The 19,783-nt window shown below is 54.9% G+C and carries 9 protein-coding genes; 7 read left to right on the top strand and 2 right to left on the bottom strand.

The features are described 5' to 3' along the window. Positions 1-282 precede the first annotated feature (282 nt). On the top strand, positions 283-1,845 hold the full coding sequence (locus BB497_09805; protein AVI62965.1) for a hypothetical protein: 1,563 nt from the start codon (positions 283-285) through the stop codon (positions 1,843-1,845). Positions 1,846-2,022: 177 nt separating this feature from the next. Here the strand turns inward: BB497_09805 and BB497_09800 are convergent, their stop codons facing one another. Further along, the gene (locus BB497_09800) at positions 2,023-2,970 is read right to left on the bottom strand and encodes a malate transporter (protein ID AVI62964.1); all 948 of its coding nucleotides are present in this window, start codon (positions 2,968-2,970) and stop codon (positions 2,023-2,025) included. Positions 2,971-3,038: 68 nt separating this feature from the next. Then, on the bottom strand, positions 3,039-5,057 hold the full coding sequence (locus BB497_09795; protein AVI62963.1) for a diguanylate cyclase: 2,019 nt from the start codon (positions 5,055-5,057) through the stop codon (positions 3,039-3,041). A gap of 304 nt (positions 5,058-5,361) precedes the next feature. On the opposite strand from BB497_09795, the gene BB497_09790 reads away from it, so the two are divergent. From BB497_09790 to BB497_09765, 6 genes are all read left to right on the top strand, one after another. Beyond that, positions 5,362-7,371 carry a capsule biosynthesis protein gene (locus BB497_09790; GenBank protein AVI62962.1) on the top strand — a complete coding sequence of 670 codons (2,010 nt, stop codon included), beginning with the start codon at positions 5,362-5,364 and terminating at the stop codon, positions 7,369-7,371. A 1-nt stretch (position 7,372) separates the two neighbouring features. Further along, positions 7,373-8,608 (top strand): capsule biosynthesis protein CapA, encoded by a 1,236-nt coding sequence (locus BB497_09785; protein ID AVI62961.1) that lies wholly within the window; start codon positions 7,373-7,375, stop codon positions 8,606-8,608. Positions 8,609-8,679: 71 nt separating this feature from the next. After that, positions 8,680-9,435 carry a short-chain dehydrogenase gene (locus tag BB497_09780; GenBank protein ID AVI64322.1) on the top strand — a complete coding sequence of 252 codons (756 nt, stop codon included), beginning with the start codon at positions 8,680-8,682 and terminating at the stop codon, positions 9,433-9,435. Position 9,436: 1 nt separating this feature from the next. After that, complete coding sequence (locus tag BB497_09775) at positions 9,437-11,092, top strand: capsular biosynthesis protein (GenBank protein AVI62960.1); 1,656 nt, start codon at positions 9,437-9,439, stop codon at positions 11,090-11,092. Then, entirely contained in the window at positions 11,089-18,450 is a 7,362-nt protein-coding gene (locus tag BB497_09770; GenBank protein ID AVI62959.1) for a polyketide synthase, read from the top strand. The genes BB497_09775 and BB497_09770 overlap by 4 nt, the downstream gene beginning before the upstream one ends. After that, entirely contained in the window at positions 18,447-19,781 is a 1,335-nt protein-coding gene (locus BB497_09765; GenBank protein ID AVI62958.1) for an 8-amino-7-oxononanoate synthase, read from the top strand. Before BB497_09770 ends, BB497_09765 begins: the two co-directional genes overlap by 4 nt. Positions 19,782-19,783 lie beyond the last annotated feature (2 nt).

The raw sequence follows: 19,783 nt of genomic DNA, 5'->3' as shown, positions 1-19,783 counted from the left end.
ATATAACAACGAGTTAAAACAAAAAGAATATAGATGATACGCCTTTTTGGCACACCGCTTAACACCGGTACATCTACGTTTTAATCCGCCAAGCTGGCACAAGCGTGATTTTCAAATGGCCTTTTTTTGGACATTTTTGACCCTCGGCCAATGAGCACAGCGCGATCTGGAGCTTCCAGCAGATGAGTAAAAAACCTTATCCATCCCCTCAGTTCAGCGGCATGTTAGACTGACATTATTAAAGTCGTTAGCCGTTTCTACCCTGAGTCCCAGGAAGCTAGTATGCCAGCCACGTACCGTCAGATATTACCCATTGGCATCCAGTCCTTCGAAAAGTTGCGCAAGGGCCATTATTACTACGTTGATAAAACGCCCTTGATTCACAACATCGCAGAAACGGGCGGCTATTACTTTCTCTCTCGCCCACGGCGGTTTGGCAAAAGCCTGCTGCTGGATACTCTGCGCTGCCTGTTCGAAGGCCGAGAGGCACTGTTTGAAGGGCTGTATATCCACGACAAGTGGGACTGGCAAACGCACAATCCCGTGGTGCGCATCAGCTTCTCCAACGGTGTGGTCACCAGCCGCGAGGATCTGGACGCGAATATTCGCTACCAACTGCAGCAACAGCGCCACCATCTGAGGATTGATGTAACGCCACCCGAAAGGATTGCCGACGACTTTGCCAGCCTGCTTGAAAACGCCCATCTCGCCTATGGCCAGCGCGTCGTTGTCTTGATCGACGAGTACGACAAGCCGATTCTGGATAACCTGCTCGACCCTGAACTGGCCCGCGAACTGCGCGAGGGGCTGAAGAACCTTTACAGCGTGCTCAAGGATGCCGACCCGCACCTGCATTTTGTGCTGCTCACCGGCGTGTCCAAGTCCAGTAAAGTCAGCCTGTTTTCGGGGCTTAACAACCTAAATGACATTACTCTCGATGCGCCTTACGCGGCTATTTGCGGTTATACCGATCACGATATCGATACAGTGTTTGCACCAGAACTTCCCGGCCTTGATCGCGAAGAGATCCGCCGCTGGTATAACGGCTACCGTTGGGGCAGCAAAAACGTCGATTCAGTTTACAACCCTTTTGATGTGCTGCTCTTGTTGCAGAAACGTGAGTTCGGCCCTTACTGGTTTGAAAGCGCCACCCCAACGTTTCTGGTCAACCTGCTGAAAGAACGCGGCGTATTTACTCCCCAGTTAGCACACTGGGAAACGGAATACGAGCTGCTCAGCCAATTTGATGTCGATGCCATCAGCTCGGATGCCCTGCTGTTTCAAGCCGGTTATCTAACAATCAAGAATATCGAAGAGCCTATCGTGGGCTACCGCCAGTACACCCTGGGGTTTCCTAACCAGGAAGTTGAAACCAGCCTGAACCAGGCGCTACTGCCTTCGCTGGGTGTTGACGACATTCCAAAACAACGCCGCACCTTGTTTACGGTATTACGTCAGCATGATCTGGTGGGGTTGGAGGCTCACCTGAAAGCCCTTTATGCTGGCTTGCCCCACGACTGGTATCGTAATAACCCCATTGCCCAATATGAAGGGCATTATGCCAGTGTGTTCTACAGCCACTTCGCCGCACTCGGCGTGGGCGTGACGGTGGAAGATGTTAGCTTAAGGGGTAAGGTAGATATGAGCGTCGACTTTGGTGGCCATGTTTATCTTTTTGAATTCAAGGTCGTGGAACAGCTGCCCGAAGGCAAGGCGCTTGAGCAAATCAAAGCCAAGGGATATGCCGACAAACACCGTGCTTCTGGCAAGCCCATCCACTTAGTGGGCGTGGAATTTTCAAGCGCTCAACGGCAAATTGTAGCGTTTGAGGTAGAAACGTTTTAAAGCCGAGCGCGTGATATGTCTGTGCGAGAAGTGAAACGGCGAAGCAATCTAGCCCCTGCGATGGCTGAATCGTTCCAGGTGTCTACGAAATCTGGGGCGGTTCAGACTCCTGCCAGGGACGCCATGCAATTGACATCCTCCGACCACTGGACTCTCTGATTTAGTGGTCGGAGGATGTCAAATCCACCCCAAAAAGCGCAAAGCAAATATACCTGCCGTTACTGTAATGCTCGCCATCAGTGTGGTGATGGCAATAATGTTCGCCGCCAGGGCTACATTGCCGTTGATCGCTTTCACCATAACGAAGCTTGCAGCGGCCGTGGGGCTGGCAAAGAATAAGAACAGCAGGCCTAACTGCTCCCCAGAGAAGCCCATTAACCATGCCGCCAGCGTGGAGGCAAACGGCAGAATGATCATTTTCATACTGCTGGCACTCAACGCAACTTGGCTCCCTACGCGAATGTTGGCCACTGAGAGCGTTGCGCCAATGCAGATCAATGCAAGTGGCAAGGTTAACGAGGCAAAATAATCTCCTGAGGTGATTACCCAGCTGGGCAAAGGAATCGAGAAAGCAGTAAATGGCAGTGCCGCAAATACCGAAAGAATGAGCGGATTGGTGGCAATATGCTTAAGCATGTTTCGCCAATCGGTGGATTGCCCGGGCTGGTAAGCCGCCAACGCAATCACTGAAAGCGCGTTGTACATAATGATGACCACACCTAGCAACAAACTGCCCGCCGAAAGCCCGTAATTACCGTACATCCCCGCCGCTAGCGCTAAGCCAACGACACCGCAGTTTCCACGAAAAGCGCCTTGGACATAAATGCCCCTTTCGGCTCTAGGTACTCGGTAATGCGCCCACCCCCAGCTAAATGCAAATTGCGCTAATGTGGCGACGGCAAAAAAGAGCAGCAGCGGCACATCCAGCGCGACGCTCAAGTCTGCCTTAATCAAGCTTAAGAATATAAGCGTAGGGAGCGTTCCTTTGAAAACTAATGTTGAGGCCGTAGCAACAAAGGCGCTATCAATCCACCGCAAACGCTTTAAGCCAATACCCACAAAGACCATTGCAAACACCGGCAGCGTAACGTCTAGTGTGCGGGAAAATAACGCAAGTAGCTCCACAAGGGCACTCTCAGTCTGATAAGCAGTTACTTATACTCTACATATAGCAACGGTTTGTCGACATGCTATTATTTATCAAACAGCGCGCCTAGATCCTGCTCCGTTGGCACCCGCAAAACCACGCTATCACGCCCCAGCCCTTTGGCCTCATAGCTAGCGGCATCCGCTCTGGCAAGCGCATCGTCAAAACTTTCATCGTCCTCGTCGAAGCGGGTAACACCGATACTCAGCGTAACCGTGTACTCTTTACCTTCTTGGTTTACCGCTATCTCACTGACTGCTTGACGCAGAGACTCCGCGATTTTTTCTGCTTGACTGATAGTGCAACTTGGCAGAAGAACAGCAAACTCATCCCCTCCCTGGCGCGCCACATGGTCGCTTCGGCGCACTTCCCACGCCACTACCTGAGCAATCCGGCGAAGCATTTCATCACCTAGCGCATGACCACCTTCGTCATTGATAGGCTTGAAATGGTCAAGATCAAACATCAGTAGTGCTGAAGGTGTGCTGGTTTTCTGGAAATCAGCAAACGCCTCTTCAAGACGGCGCTCAAACCCTCGACGATTGAGCAAGCCGGTTAGTGGATCATGCTCAGCCTCCCAACGCTGAAGAGCCTCTTGCTGACGGCGCTCGGTAATATCCTTAACCACCCCGACCAAACCCAGCGAATGGCCACCCTGGGAAAGCATCACCACCCGCGCATGAATATCCAACCAAAGCGTTTCATTGTCGCTACGAATAAAGCGCAGCTGACGTACAAAATCGCTGCCAGACTTAAGGCTATGGCGCCACATATCCTCAGCGCCATCCAGGTCATCAGCATGTATTTGCTTTAACCATGCCCCCATGGGGGTATCCGCAGAAATCCCCAATATCTCCAATAACGCGGGATTCATATAGGTAATATTGCCGCCAAAGTTGGCGACAAACATACCCTGAGGAGACGCATTCAGAACCGAATCCAAGAAGGCCTCGCGCTCTTGCAAATTACCAACAAGCTGCTGGCGCTCGTCCTCTACACGGTTGAAGGTAACTGCTACCTGCTGAAGCTCTTGCATCGTCGTCGCAAGGCTAACATGGTCACGACGCCCACGCCCCACCTCACCGATCTGTGATTCTAATTGATTCAAGGGGGTCAGAATACGTGCTAGCAACCACCATAAAAACGGCATCATCAGTATCGCAAGCACGACCCAGATCCACCACAGTCTGTGGATGAATCCTATGAGCGGGAACTCAGCTTGCTCGACAGGCAAAAACAAACCCACTACCCAGCTGGCGGGCCATATCTGCGCGTACGATTGCAGGCTCAGCCGTCCATCAATGAGTGTTTCAACCCCATCCCCCTGCCAACCATCAAGCGCTAACCCCAGCAACGGATTGCCCGCTAGGTTAGGTATAGGAGCGTTTATTAAAGATTGATTAGGATGGTATAAAATTTTACCCGAAGATGTCGCTACGGAAGCAAACCCCTGTTCACCTAACCGCACTTTAGCCAAGCGACCAAATAAACCACCAGAATTTAAGCTTACTACCCCCCCAATAAAGCCAATAAACTCTCCTTCTGAATTTTTACGAGGCACACCCACCAGCACTAAAGGCATATTGCTGGCGCGCCCAACAAAGGGTTCGCTCACATAGGGCTGACGCGTCCCTTGCAGCATTTTAAAATATTCAAGTGAAGCCGTTTCAAGCCCCCTTCTCCCTTCCACCCTGGGCCAGTCCGCTACAATCCGCCCTTGGCTATCAGCAATAACAATACCCTCGAACCATGATAATAACGCGTCGTTTTGGCTAAGCGTAGCCTCCAGAGCGTCAACGTCTTCATTTGTTGCCAGCAATTGATTTAAACGCTCAAGCGCTTGGAAACGTTGATCAACCTGATGAGTTATTTCATCAGCAAGAAGATTTGTCTCGTAGCGTAAATGCTCCATGTTCGTTTCATACAGCATGTTCTTACCCACCTGCCACGCCATACCCAACACCAACGCTGCCAGCAACAAAAGCGCACAAGAAAGTCCCAGCAGTAGCTGGCCTTTTAACGAACGTAGAACATTCAGTCTGTGAACCAAACGGGCTAAATGCACCGGTTATTCCTTCTGTTATCAACTTTCCTTAGCACTAATGTAATCCACTTAGCATCAGTCATGACACAGCTCATTACGATATGATTACAGAACTTACCAAAAAGGGCACCCGCGAGCGCGTTGAAAAGTAAATTAGATTAGGCAAATTACCTGAGTTAGGCAATTCACCCTGACCGGCAACGCCGTAACACTCTGCCTTGTATACAATCTGCGCGGATGCAGCTTGGGCAAAATTGATAAGCACAGCCATTTCACGTATGTTCGCCGACTACTCCTTTAAGCTTATATATAAGCGGCAACCCCAATGGCGAAACGTACAGCTGGTTATACTTCAAATGGCATCCGCAAAATTTCTGCACTTGCTGAATTTCTGCCTGAGTTTGAGTGTTTTTCGCGTATAAGCGGGGTTAAACCAAAACCTGATGCCGTTATTGGCTGGGGGCTTAAACCCACCAGCAAACGTGCCCGTCGTTATGCTAAACGCTATGCGCTTCCTTATATTGCGTTGGAAGATGGTTTTTTGCGTTCTTTAGGGCTCGCATCCGATGGGTATCAACCTCACAGTTTGATCGTTGACCATACCGGGATCTACTATGATGCCTCACGCCCCAGTGACCTAGAGAACTGGCTAAACAGCGCCACGTTTGAGTTCGAGGAGCTTGAGCTAGCCCGCCAATGCATAGCGCTAATAAAGCGCTACCGGCTATCAAAATATAACCATGCCATCGACCAGCCAATTGATAGTAGCGCACAGATTTTAGTGGTAGATCAAACTGCGGGCGATGCCTCTATTCATCATGGCGGTGCTAGTGCAGAAAGTTTTGAACAGATGCTCACTCAGGCATTAAGCGACCACCCAGATGCCGAGATATTAGTCAAAGTCCATCCTGACGTGATTGCTGGTAAAAAACAGGGGCATTTAGCAAATGCAAAAAACCATCCTCGCTGCCGCCTAATTAGCCAAGACATCAACCCATGGGCCCTATTTGATCAAGTTGATACCGTTTATGTAGTAACCAGTCAGCTAGGTTTTGAGGCATTGCTAGCCGGCAAGCAGGTTCATTGCTTTGGCTTGCCCTTCTACGCCGGCTGGGGGCTAACGAAAGATCAGCTGCACTGTACCCGGCGGCGCGTAAAACGCAGTTTAGAAGAAATGTTTGCCGCAGCCTATCTACGCTACACCCGCTACGCTAACCCCTACACGGGTAAGGCCGCTACGCTAGAAGAGACGATCGCACTGATCGCTGATCAAAAGCGTCAGCAAGAACGACTGCGCGGCCAATGGTTCGCCTGCGGCTTCTCCTTCTGGAAACGGCGTTTTATCAGCCAGTTTTTAGGGCCTGCTGCGGTGGTCCACTATCAAAAAGAGCTACCTGTCACACCTATCGCAGGTTCATCTTCTGCACAATTTTTGGTGTGGTCCAGCCGAATCAATGAAGACTTTAAAGCCCGCTACCCACATCACCTTGACCAGCTAGGGCGCATGGAAGATGGCTTTATTCGCTCGGTAGGCTTGGGTGTCGATCTCACCCAGCCGCTCTCTTTGGTTATTGATCGCCAAGGGATCTACTACGATCCAAGCCAACCCAGTGAGCTAGAGACGCTGCTTAACCAAGCGGAGTTCAGCGATGACCTACTAACGCGGGCCGCTCAGCTACGCGAACGCTTAGTGGCGTTAAAGCTCTCGAAGTACAACGTGCCCGGCCAACAGGATATTACACTGCCCGCCAACCAGCAGGTTATCTTGGTACCCGGCCAAGTTGAAAGCGATGCCTCTATTGCCACCGGCTCGCCGGAAATACGCACGAACAGCGCCCTGCTAAGCGCAGTAAGAGAAGCACACCCCACTGCCTTCATTGTTTATAAAGCGCATCCCGATGTTTTGAGCGGCGCTCGGATAGGTACACTCGATACTAACGCTGAACGCCTGTATGATTTGGACGCCAGCCATATCGACATTACCGTGCTTTTGGAGCGCGTTGATGCGGTGCATACCATGAGCTCGCTCACCGGCTTTGAAGCGCTACTGCGCGGCCGTCATGTATGCACCTACGGTCTGCCGTTTTATGCGGGCTGGGGGTTAACAACGGATGCTATGCACTGCCCAAGGCGTCAGCGCGTCTTAACACTCAACGCGCTAGTGGCAGGAACACTTCTGCTGTATCCAAACTACGTTGACCCACGTTCCCGTCAGCTTTGTAACGCTGAAACCGTCGTAAGCCTGTTGGAACAGGCCAGATCACAAAAACATAGTCTTACATGGAAGCAGCGTCTGTATCGCGGCTATCGTAATTTACTGATTGGAAGCCATTGAGTTGAAGCCAAAGCGCGCATTTTTATTTCTACAAGGCGTTTGCTCGCCCTTTAATCAACGTTTGGCGCGTAGACTAACCGATGACGGCCACCGCGTGGTCAAAGTCAATTTCAATGCTGGGGACATGGCCTACTGGCAACTCACCCATGGTCATAGCCACTTATTTCGCGACCCGCTAAGCGAACTCCCAGCATTTATACAGTCACTCTGGCAGCGTTACGCGATTACCGATCAAATCGTTTTTGGCGACCGACGCCCAGTTCACCGCCCAGCCGTTGATCAAGCAGCTGATGCAGGGGTTCGTACCCACGTATTTGAAGAGGGCTACTTTCGCCCTTTTTGGATTACCTTAGAGCGCGAAGGAGTGAACGGTCATTCACTACTGCCTCGCGACCCCAGCTGGTTTTACGAAACCGGAAAAAAGCTGCCTGAACTCCCACCGCCAGTACGCTTTCGCTCATCGTTTAAAATCCGCGCGATGCACGATGTTGCCTATCACTTGGCAGGCCTGGCTAACCCTCTGATAGCGCCACGCTACCGCAACCATGCGCCCATTACCGCGCCGGTTGAGTACGCGGGCTATATCAAGCGCTTTACGCTACTTAAACAGTGGAAAAAGCGAGATGCGAAACGCATTACATCACTTATCGAAAGCGGCAAACCCTATTTTATGCTGCCGCTTCAGCTCAATACTGATGCACAAATTCGTGACCACTCGCCCTATGCCAATATGAAAGAGGTGATGGATCACGTCATGGGCTCGTTTGCCGAACATGCCCCCAGTGATGCACTGCTGTGTATCAAAAACCACCCCCTGGATATGGGCCTAGTCAATTACCCTAAAATTATCGAAAAGCTGGTGGATTTTTACGGCCTACAGGGGCGCATTGTCTATTTAGAGTCTGGCGACCTCAATCCACTCATCAAACACGCGGTCGGCACCGTGACGGTTAACAGCACCGTGGGCATTGTTTCTCTTGAAAAACGGTGCCCCACCTTTGCGCTGAGTGACCCCATCTATAATTTAGCGGGACTCACTTATGAAGGTTCGCTGGAAGAGTTCTGGCACCAGCCTCCGGCACCCAACCCCACGCTGTTCGGTTATTTCCAAAACACGGTGATGCATGCCGCACAAGTGAATGGCGGGTTTTACTGTCAACCGAGCATTGATTTAGCCGTGGACAACTCAGCGCGTATACTTGAAGCCTGCCCTTCACCGTTGGAGAAGCTGCTTTGAGCACTGGCCGATCATCCCCCCCCTCGGCTACCGAGGTCTCTGCCCGTGCAGTTCAGCAACGCTGTGTCTTAATTACCGGTGCCACGGGGGCGATTGGAGGCGCGCTGGCGAAGGTCTATGCCACTCCCGACACCCACCTTGTACTGCATGGCCGCCAACAGCAGACATTGGAAGCACTTGCCGCGGAGTGTCGCATGGCAGGCGCAAAAGTAACGCTCTCATCGGTCAGCCTGACCGATGATACTGCTCTTAAAGCATGGTTAACCGCATTATCGGTTGATCAGGTGCCAGATATCGTCATTGCCAACGCTGGCAAAAACACGCACCCCACTCACGAGGGCGGGCTGGAGCCCTGGGACGACGTTCAAGCGCTATTAGATATCAACCTAAAGACGCCGATTGCCATGGCCCAGCACTTGGTACCGGCGATGCAAGCTCGAGGCAGCGGTCAGCTTGTGTTTATCAGCTCCCTGGCAGGCTGGCATGGCTTACCCACCACGCCCAGCTACAGTGCTAGCAAAGCAGGCATAAAAGCCTATGGCGAAGGCCTGAGAGGCTTGCTAGCGCCTCACGGCATCGGTGTCACAGTGGTCATGCCAGGCTATGTCACCTCTCCCATGAGCGAGGCAATGCCCGGCCCCAAACCGTGGGAGTGGTCACCCCAGCGCGCAGCAAATAAGATTGCCCGTGGCATCAGTGCCAATCGCGCCCGGGTGAGTTTCCCTTTCCCGCTGAATTTCGGCACCTGGTGGCTTGCGGTGCTACCTGCAGGCATCTCCCAATGGCTGGTAAAGCGTTTTGGCTTTCACCACACAGGAGGCAGTTAACATGCAGGCCTCTTTTACACTTGCTTTAGTAGCCCCCCTAACGGCAGGCCTGCTAGGCAGCTTGTTATGTGAAGCACTGCTAACGCCTCGTCCGCGCCCCTTCTGGCAGCGTGGTATTGCCGCCAGTAGCATCCATGTAGGCAGTTGGCTGCTGCTGTTTGGCTTATTCACTCTACTATTACAGCGCCCCTGGTTTGCAGTGGTGTTTATTTTGTCGCTTCAGTTGGTCATCGTACAGTCCAGCAATACCAAGTCCCGCACGCTCAATGAGCCTTTTATTTGCCACGACTTTGAGTATTTTTGGGACGCGATTCTTCACCCAAGGCTTTACGTGCCATTTTTTGGTATTGGGCTTGCGATTGCCGCCAGCAGTGCTGGTGCAGTTGCGATTGGCAGTTTTCTGTACTTCGAGTCTTCGCTACTCAGCCAGTGGAGCGGCGCTAGTTTTTTACTAGCGACATTCGGCATCGCCGCTTTAGGTGCACTATTGGTGGGGGCTGGGCTATATAAACTACCGTCGGTTAGCTTGGCGCCGGCTGCCGATCTCCACAGCCTGGGACTTTATTCCAGCCTGTGGGCCTACGGCACTGCGCTCATGCGCTCTTCACCTCCTGCAGCGGCCTCTTCGCCCTTTAGTGCTATCGCAAAGCACCAGAAGCCTGCAGCAGATACGCAAATGGCCGCAGGGTCACGCACACCTGATAACGCAACCCTTCCTAACGTAGTGTTGGTGCAGAGCGAGTCGTTTTTCGACCCGCGCCCTTGGTGCCCGGAGGTTGCTTCCACCCTGCTAGCGCATTTTGACGCCACCCGCGCTGAGGCCATTCAGCACGGCGACTTAGAGGTTCCCGCTTGGGGTGCTAACACAGTGCGAACCGAGTGCGCAGTGCTTACCGGGCTTGCGCCAGAGACCTGGGGCGCTCGTCAATTTAACCCTTACCGCACCCTTACACGGCACCCGCTGCCAAGCATCGCCAGCGCGTTTAAATCTCAGGGTTACCGCACCGTCTGCATACACCCTTACCCGGCTACCTTTTACATGCGTGACCAGGTTTTCCCCAAACTTGGCTTTGATACATTCATCGATGTTAGTGAATTCGACAGCCACGATAAGCACGGCCAATATATTAGTGACCACGCGGTGGCACGAAAGATTGGACGCCTGCTTGAAGATGACGATAATAGGCCGCTATTTCTATTTGTCATTACCATGGAAAATCACGGCCCACTGCATTTAGAAGCACCTGATGAGGCGCGGTTGGCCGCTACACTGCCAAACGCTGCTTGGCCGCTGCCAGAATACTTACGCGATCTAGCGGTCTATTTGCACCACTTAGGTGAAGCTGACCAAATGCTAGGCAGTGTTAAAACAGCGCTAAACTCAGTCGCTAGACCTGGGCTGTTAGGATGGTACGGTGATCATGTGCCGATACTGCCCGCCGCTTACGCGCACTATTCACTGCCTACGGGCAGTACGCCTTACATGCTATGGTCGACAGATTTAGTAGGACAAACACCCAGTCCAGCGCCTGCTGGGTACGCGCCACAGAAGATAGTAGCCAACGAACTTGGCGTCCGGCTATTTAAACAAGTGTTTGGACGCGATATAAGTAACGATGTGATCAAGGCAGAACCAGAACCTCAGGAGCAAGAATGACTAAACGCGTTGCCATTATCGGCGCCGCCCATCGTTTCCCCGGCACCACCCCTGAAACGTTCTGGCAGGACCTGCAAGCCGAAAAAGACCTCGTCACCCAAGTGGCTCCAGATCGCTGGAGCCATGATGCCTACTGGCACCCAGACAAACGCCATCCTGGCACCAGCGTGACTTTTTCCGCTGGTAGCCTTGGTGACATCAGCGGGTTTGACGCAGCGTTTTTCGGCATCTCGCCACGTGAAGCGGCGAATATGGATCCCCAGCAGCGCATGCTGCTGGAGCTTGCTTGGGAAGCCATGGAAAGCGCGGGCATAGTCCCTAGCAGCCTACGCGGCAGCCAGTGCGGAGTGTTCCTGGGCGTCGCCAGCCTTGATTACTCCTACCGCATGGCTGATGACATGGGGGCCATTGACGCCTCTACCGCCACGGGCAACACCTCAAGCATTGCCTCGAACCGGCTCTCTTATGTGTTTGATTTACACGGCCCGAGCATGTCGCTGGACACGGCCTGCTCGTCTTCAATGGTGGCGTTTCACCAAGCTTGCCAGTCAATCCGCAGCGGCGAAACCACCATGGCACTGGCAGGCGGCATTAGCCTACACCTGCACCCCTACGGCTTTATTATCTTCTCCAAAGCCAGCATGCTCTCGCCAACCGGACGCTGCCAAGTCTTTGATGACGCAGGCGACGGCTACGTGCGCTCAGAAGGTGCCGGGCTGTTTTTGCTGAAAGACTACGACCTTGCCGTGTCCGATGGCGACAATATCCTGGCGGTGGTAGCAGGCTCAGCCGTCAATACCGACGGTCACAAATCCGGCCTAACAGTGCCCAACCCCAGCGCCCAAATTGATTTAATGCGCCGCGCCTACGAGCAGGCGGGCATCTCACCGGACGAGATCGATTATCTGGAAGCCCACGGCACCGGCACCGCCGTTGGCGACCCAATAGAGACCCGCGCGATTGGCGAAGCGTTAGGCAAGCACCGCAAAACGCCGCTGCTGATTGGCTCGGTGAAAAGTAACGTTGGACACCTGGAAACAGCCTCTGGGGTGGCTGGACTTGCCAAGGCGCTCTACAGCCTGCAGCACCGTGAAGTGCCCGCCACTATCGGCATTCGCAAGCTCAACTCGCGCATCAAATTTGATGAGTGGAATATCAGCGTTGTTACCAAAGCCCAACCACTTAAGCCACAGGGTCGCTTAGTCATTGGGGTTAACTCTTTTGGCTTTGGCGGCGCTAATGCCCACGTCATTTTAGAAAGTGCGCCGGAAAAAAACACGGTACCTAGTCACACCTCTGCTGACGCACTACCTATCCGGCTTAGCGCCCGCAGCCAAGAAGGCTTGGTTGCCAATGCCCAGGCCTTAGCAGCCTACCTGCGCGACAGCGAGCACTCTTTTTACGATATCGCCCACACGCTTTACCACCACCGGGAGCAACACACCTTCGGTGCGCTCTACTTTGCCCACACGCCCACCGACGCGGCGGACGCCCTGAGCCAGTTTGCAGAAGGTGAGGAAGCAACAGCGGGTCAAGAAAACTCAGTCACCACCCTTGAGCGCTTAGCTGACGCTTGCGGACCCGTATTTGTTTACGATGGTAACGGCTGCCAATGGGAAACCATGGGCCACGATCTGTTGGAAAGTGACGCCGTATTTAGCAGTGCCATTGATCGTGTTGATACCCTATTCCAGCAGTACGGCGACTTCTCCCTACGCGACGAACTAGCAGGTCGGAACCAGCTTGATGGCGCAGAGAGCCGTTTTGCCCGCACTGAAATCGCCCAACCTGCGCTATTTGCCTTACAAGTAGCGCTTACTGAATGGCTAAGTGCCCAAGGCATTACCCCTGCAGCAGTTTTCGGCCATAGCGTTGGTGAAGTGGCGGCGGCCTGGGCATCCGGCGCGCTTAGCCTGGAAGACGCGGTAAAAGTCATTTACTACCGCAGCTACTACCAAGGCAAGACCCGTGGCCTAGGTGAGATGAGCGCGGTAGCCATGAGTGCCGATGAGATTGCACCCTGGTTGGAAAAACCTGAGTATCAGCGCATTAGTCTGGCAGGCATCAATAGCCCGAAAGGCATCACCTTAGCGGGTGATCGGGATCAGCTAAGCGCGCTTGAAGCCGCCCTCAGCGACCAGAACATTTTCGCTAAACGGTTGCCGCTTGATTACGCCTTCCATAGCCCGGCCATGGACAGCATCGAAGCGGACGTCGTTGAGGCGCTGGCCGACATTTCTCCCCAGACGACCCAAATTCCTTATATCTCCACCGTTACCGGCACCACCAGTGAAGGTAGCGCCCTCGGCGCCCACTACTGGTGGCTCAACATCCGCGAACCGGTGCTGTTTGATAACGCCGCGACTGTGCTGATGGAGCAGGGCTTTAACGTCTTTGTGGAAGTGGGCGCCCATCCTATTTTGCGTCGTTATCTCAACGAATCTTTACGCCAGCAAGAGCGTGATGGTTTGGTAGTGGGCACTATTGAGCGCCACAAGCCTGGCCATGAAGGGCTTAACCGCTGCTTAAGCCAGCTGCTGCTTAGTGGCTTAAGTCTGGATAGCCGTCGTTTCTTCCCAGTAGAAGGCCAGCGCGTACTGCTTCCCCGTTACGCGTGGCAGCGTACCCACTACTGGGTGCAGGGCACCAACGATGGTCAAAACTTACTACTGCGCTACTACCAGCACCCGCTGCTGGGCTACCCGCTAGCTCAGCAAGAGCACACCTGGGAAAGCCAGCTGGACACCAAACGCCAGCCCTGGCTTGCTGACCACGTGGTCGGCGAAGGCGCTGTTTTCCCCGGTGCAGGCTTTGTCGAGCTCACACTTGCGGCCGCGCTGCAGCAAAAAGACACCCCGCTGCTGGACATTGAAGAGCTAGAAATTCGCGCTCCGCTGCTGCTCGACGGCCCCAATGGCCGCACCATGCGCCTTACCCTGAACCCAGACGACGGCCGCCTGGCGATACACTCTCGGGAACCCGCTACAGGCACCGAGTGGCAGCTAAACGCCGTGGCCCGTCGCATGCGCGAAAGCCGCGGCTTCTTACTCAGCCGCCAAGCGCCAACGCTCCCCACTCGTGCACCTGACTACACGCTGGACGAGCACCTGCAAATGGCCGAACGGATTGGGCTGCACTACGGCCCTGCGTTCCAGGCGATTAGCCGTGGCTGGATTGAAGGCGATAGCGTCATTGGGGAAGTACATCTTTCGGAGGTGATGCAGGGCCAGTTGGACACGCTTCACGTCCACCCAGGCATTCTGGACAGCGCTTTTCAGATGTTCATCCCACTGTTGGCACAACACAGCGAGTTTGCCGCTCAGCTCGCGTTTGTGCCGGTGCGCGTTGGTCGCATCCAGGTCAATGCGGAAGCTGGCGTACCCGTGGTGGCCCGCGCAGTGATGGGTAAACGCGCGCCCCACTCGTTTACCGCCGATTTCGAACTGTTCGACGCCGCAGGCAACGCCGTGGCCGTGCTTAGGGAAACACGCTTTAAGGCGATTCGTCTTAACCGTGCCCACCACCAGCACTTCAGTTATTTGGATGTGGAGCTAACGCCTGCGCCGCTTGATGCTGCCACGCTGGCACTGCCCGCCGAGGCGCTCAGCCGTTTAGCAGGGCTAAGCGACGCGTATGCCCACCAAACTGGACAGCGTTACGCCCAGGAAGTCGCCCCGCTACTCGATAGCCTGAGCGAAGCGTTTGCCCAGCAAAACAGCGAACAGGCAACAGATGAGAATGAACAGCTGCCCCCCGACATCATTTGGCAGCTGTTGGTGCAAGACTACCCAGACTACTTTGCGCCCATACACCTAGTGGGCCGCTTAGGCCTCCATCGGGAGCAGTTAACTAACGGTAGCGCTGAGCTTGAAAGCCTGGGCATTACAACTGAGCATCTCGCCGGTATTAACCGAGTGTTGATCGGCGAGAGCGGCTGGCAGGTGCTGGCCACCGAGCTTGGGGCGCTAATGGAAGCTACCTTAGCTACGCTACCTACTGGTCAGCGACTGCAGCTACTGGAAGCGGGCCCCTGCGCACCAGCCTTAGGCCAGCGCCTCTTAGAGCAGCTTGCCAACGCACGGCATATTGCTAAAGACGCACACCATTACCGCGCCATAACCACCAGCGACACCGCCCGCCACCAAGCGGAGCAGTTGCAAGAGCGCTTCCCGCTGATGGACATCCAGCCACTGGAAGACACCCTTCCCCTGCTTGCCTGCGCAGAAAAAGCTCAGCTTGCCTTTATCAGTGTGGATGTGACCCAGCCCGAACGCACGCGGCAGCTGATTGATGCCCTGCCCGCTCAGCTTTCCCCCGGTGCCCAGGTCATGGTGGTGGGTATTTCCCCCAGCCGCTGGCTAGACGATGTACTGGCAACCCCCGGTATCGACCAAACGGCCCTTGAGCAGAGCACTCTTAGCGACTGGCTGAATAATCAAGGGTTCAGGGTATCCCCACCTATCGCGCTGGAAGAGGGTGATACAGGCGCCTACCTGCTGCATGCTCAATACACGCATGCTCAAAAACCAACCGCGTCGCCGCTACCAGCCGCGCGCCACGTGGTGGTGGCGAACCATGCGCAAGAAGCACTCGCCACCCAGCTGGCTGCGCAGCTAGACGAGCTGTCTGGCACTGCCAATGCTTGGTTGCGCATCAGCGACGCCACTCCGCAGGCTCTGCTTGATGAGGCGCTTGCTGAAAATAATGAGCTATTCACTGTACTCAACGTGATCGACCTGCGCGGCCTAGGGGCCGCGACCACCGCCGCCCAAACCCAGCGCTGCCATAGCGCGCAGCAATGGTCACTGGCGCTAGAAGCTAGCGGGCTTGAAGGGCAAGGTAGCCGTGTCACGCTCTGGCTACCCACCCAAGAAGCCAGCACCAGTGACGACGCTGCGCTATGGGGTTTTGGTCGCTCGTTGGCGAACGAAGCGGTTGGTCATCTGGTAACGCTTATCGACGTACCCTCAGCACCCAGTGCGGCTACCCTTGCGACCTTTGCTGCCTCGGTGACGACGCCGGATAACGAAAACGAGCTGGTGATTACCCAAGCAGGCACCCGCCTGGCTACCCGCCTACGCACGCTGCCCGCCCCCCATCCGCTCCACGCTCAGGAAACCACACCGCACCAAGCGATGACCCTGGGCTTTGCCTTACCCGGCCAACTACGCCAGCTACAGTGGCGGCCTCGCCCGCTACCCGCCCTTGGGGCGGATGAGGTGGAAATTCGTGTCAAGGCCACCGGGCTTAACTTTCGGGATGTGATGTACACCCTGGGGCTTCTGTCTGATGAGGCGATCGAGAATGGTTTCGCCGGGCCAACCCTGGGGCTTGAGTTCTCAGGTGACGTCATCGCTGTCGGTGAAAATGTTAGCCATGTGGCACCAGGTCAAGCGGTGGTTGGCTTTGGCCCAGCAAGCTTTAGTGACCGGCTGATTGCCAGTCAGCACGCCGTGGCGCCGCTGCCCGACGGCATTAGTTACGCCGCAGCGGCGACCATTCCCACCACGTTCTTTACGGTGTACTACGCGCTGAAGCACCTAGCGCGCCTAGAACCCGGCGAGAAAGTGTTGATTCACGGCGCCGCAGGCGGCGTAGGGATTGCCGCGCTGCAAATTGCCCAGTGGCTGGGTGCGGAAATTTACGCCACGGTGGGCTCTGAAGAGAAGCGCGACTTCCTGCGTTTAATGGGGGTCGAGCACCTTTACGACTCCCGCTCGCTCACCTTTGCCGAAGAGATTTTGCAAGACACCCAGGGCGAAGGTGTGGATATCGTGCTCAATTCCCTGGCCGGCGAAGCCATTAACCAAAACCTTCGCGCCCTGCGCCCCTTTGGTCGTTTTTTAGAACTCGGCAAGCGCGACTTCTATGAGAATACTCATATTGGCCTGCGTCCGTTCCGCAACAACCTCAGCTACTTCGGCATCGACTCCGACCAGCTGATGAAAGTGCAGCCTGCGCTTACCCAGCGCTTGTTCGGCGAAATGATGGCGCTGTTTAACGAAGGCACGCTTAGCCCGCTGCCGTTTACCGCCTTCAGCCACAGCCAAGTGATTGACGCCTTCCGCTACATGCAGCAAGCGCGTCAAATCGGCAAGGTCGTCGTAACCTATGAGCAGCCCATCGCCCCGCCTAAGAACGAGGTGCTGGGTACCGCTGCCATGCAGCTACCGGCACATGCCAGCTATTTGATAACCGGCGGACTCGGCGGTTTTGGCCTTAAAACGGCGCAGTGGTTAGTAAGCAAAGGCGCGCGCCAGTTGATTCTGGTTAGCCGCAGCGGACCAGCCAGCGAAGAGGCCCAGGCAGCCATTAGCGAGTTTGAAGCTCAAGGGGTCACGGTGCTTGCCACCGCCTGCGATATCACTGACCGCGACGCACTTGCCAAGGTACTAGCCCGCGCCCAGCACGAGCTTGCTCCGCTTCGCGGGATTGTGCACGCTGCCACAGTGATTGATGACGGCTTGATTCGCAATTTGGACGCCGCACGTATTCAAAAAGTACTGGCCCCCAAAATTGAAGGTGCACGCCACCTGGATGCCCTTACCCGTGAGGCCGAGCTAGACTTCTTTATCCTCTACTCCTCAGCCACGACGCTGTTCGGCAACCCAGGCCAAGCCAACTACGTTGCTGCCAACCACTGGCTTGAAGCGTTTGCTGCCCGCCGCCGCGCCGAGGGCATGCCTGCCACCTGCGTTCGCTGGGGGGCAATTGAAGACGTGGGCTTCCTGGCGCGCAACACCCGCACACGGGACGCCCTGCAAGAGCGTTTGGGCGGCTCTGCCCTGCGTTCCGACGATGCTTTGAAGGTTCTGGAGCAAATGTTGATCACCCCAGGGGCAAGCCTAGGCGTGCTTGAACTTGAGTGGGGCGCCCTGGCACGCTTCCTGCCAACCGCTAACGCACCGCGCTTCACAGAAATTGCCCGTGCCAGCGACGATGATGGCAGTGTTGATAGTAATGACGACATCAGCGCCCTGCTTGCCGACCTTTCGCCTGAAGAGCTGCACAGCACGGTGACTGATCTTCTACGTGCCGAACTAGCCAGCATTCTGTTGATCGACGAAGAGAAGATCGACGTTAACCGCTCGGTATACGACATGGGCTTCGACTCGCTGATGGGCGTTGAGCTCATGACCGCTATCGAAAATCGGCTAGGAGTTCAGGTACCCGTGATGGTGCTCAGCGAAGCGTCTACTTTGAACAAACTGGCAGGCGTACTGATACAAAAGCTGCACCAGCACGATGATGATGTTGAAGAAGCGCCACAAGATGCGTTAGCCTCTCTGGCCGCTCGCCATGGAGCGGACGGGCTCACCCATGAGTCAGCTTCATCACCTGTGACCGAGACACCATGACCGCCAAGCGCTCTGAACTGAAACGACAACTGCTGGAACAGGCCCGTAAACGCCCGACCCCACGTGCCGCCAGCGCATCGACACCTTCTAACAATGGGGTAGAGGGTGCTCGTTCAGTTCCCGAGCGCTTTACACGGTTCGACGCTCACCCTGGCTATCAACAGCTTGCGATGATGCGCCAGGGAGCTGAGCAGCTCGGGTTGGTAGATCCCTTCTTCAAAGTACATGATGGGCTTGCCGGTGCCACGAGCAGTATTCACGGCCATACCTGCATCAACTTCGCCAGCTATAACTACCTGGGTTACTCCGGTGACCCACGCGTTGTGCAAGCCGCGTGCGATGCAGCCACGCACTACGGCACATCAGTTTCTGCCAGCCGCGTTGTGTCTGGCGAACGGCCTATCCATGGTGAACTTGAGCAAGCTATCGCCCATACCTACGGTGTGGAAGATGCGGTTGCCTTTGTAAGCGGCCACGCCACGAACGTCTCGACCCTAGGGTATTTGCTCGGCCCAAAAGACCTGGTACTCCACGATGAGTACATTCACAACAGTTCATTAGTAGGCGCTCAACTCTCTGGCGCCAAGCGCATGTCGTTTAATCATAACGACCCAGAGGCGTTAGATGCCCTTTTAAGCCGCCACCGCCACCAGTTTGAGCGGGTGATCGTGGTTATTGAAGGGCTTTACAGTATGGATGGCGACATCCCCGACCTACCCCGCTTTATTGCGCTAAAGCAGCGTCATCACGTGTGGTTAATGGTGGATGAGGCGCACTCGTTTGGCGTAATGGGGGACACCGGTCTAGGACTGCGGGAGCACTTTGCCATTGACCCAACCGATGTGGATATTTGGATGGGTACCATGAGCAAAACGCTCTCTGGGTGCGGCGGCTATATTGCTGGCAACAAGGCGCTAGTCGAAACGCTCCGCTACTTCGCGCCCGGCTTTTTGTACAGCGTTGGCATGCCGGCTCAAGTTGCAGCTCCCTCGTTAAAAGTGCTGGAGCTGATGCAGCAAGAGCCCGAGCGAGTGACCCAGCTACAAACGATTTCCCGCTATTTTTTAGAGCAGGCTCAAGCGCGTGGCTTGGATACCGGCCACAGCATTGGTTCGGCAGTAGTGCCGGTGATTGTGGGAAGCTCGCCGCTGGCAGCACACCTCTCTCATGCGTTGCTTGAACAGCATATCAACGTGCAGCCTATCCTTTATCCGGCCGTGCCGGAAAAGAGCGCCCGATTACGTTTTTTCCTATCCTGCGAACATACCCAAGAACACATTGACACGACCCTAGATACACTTGTTACCCTGCTTTCTAATCACAAAAGGTAATG

The sequence above is a fragment of the Halomonas sp. GFAJ-1 genome, assembly GCA_002966495.1.
Taxonomy (GTDB): Bacteria; Pseudomonadota; Gammaproteobacteria; order Pseudomonadales; family Halomonadaceae; genus Vreelandella.
This window is presented reverse-complemented; position numbering and strand designations above follow the sequence as displayed.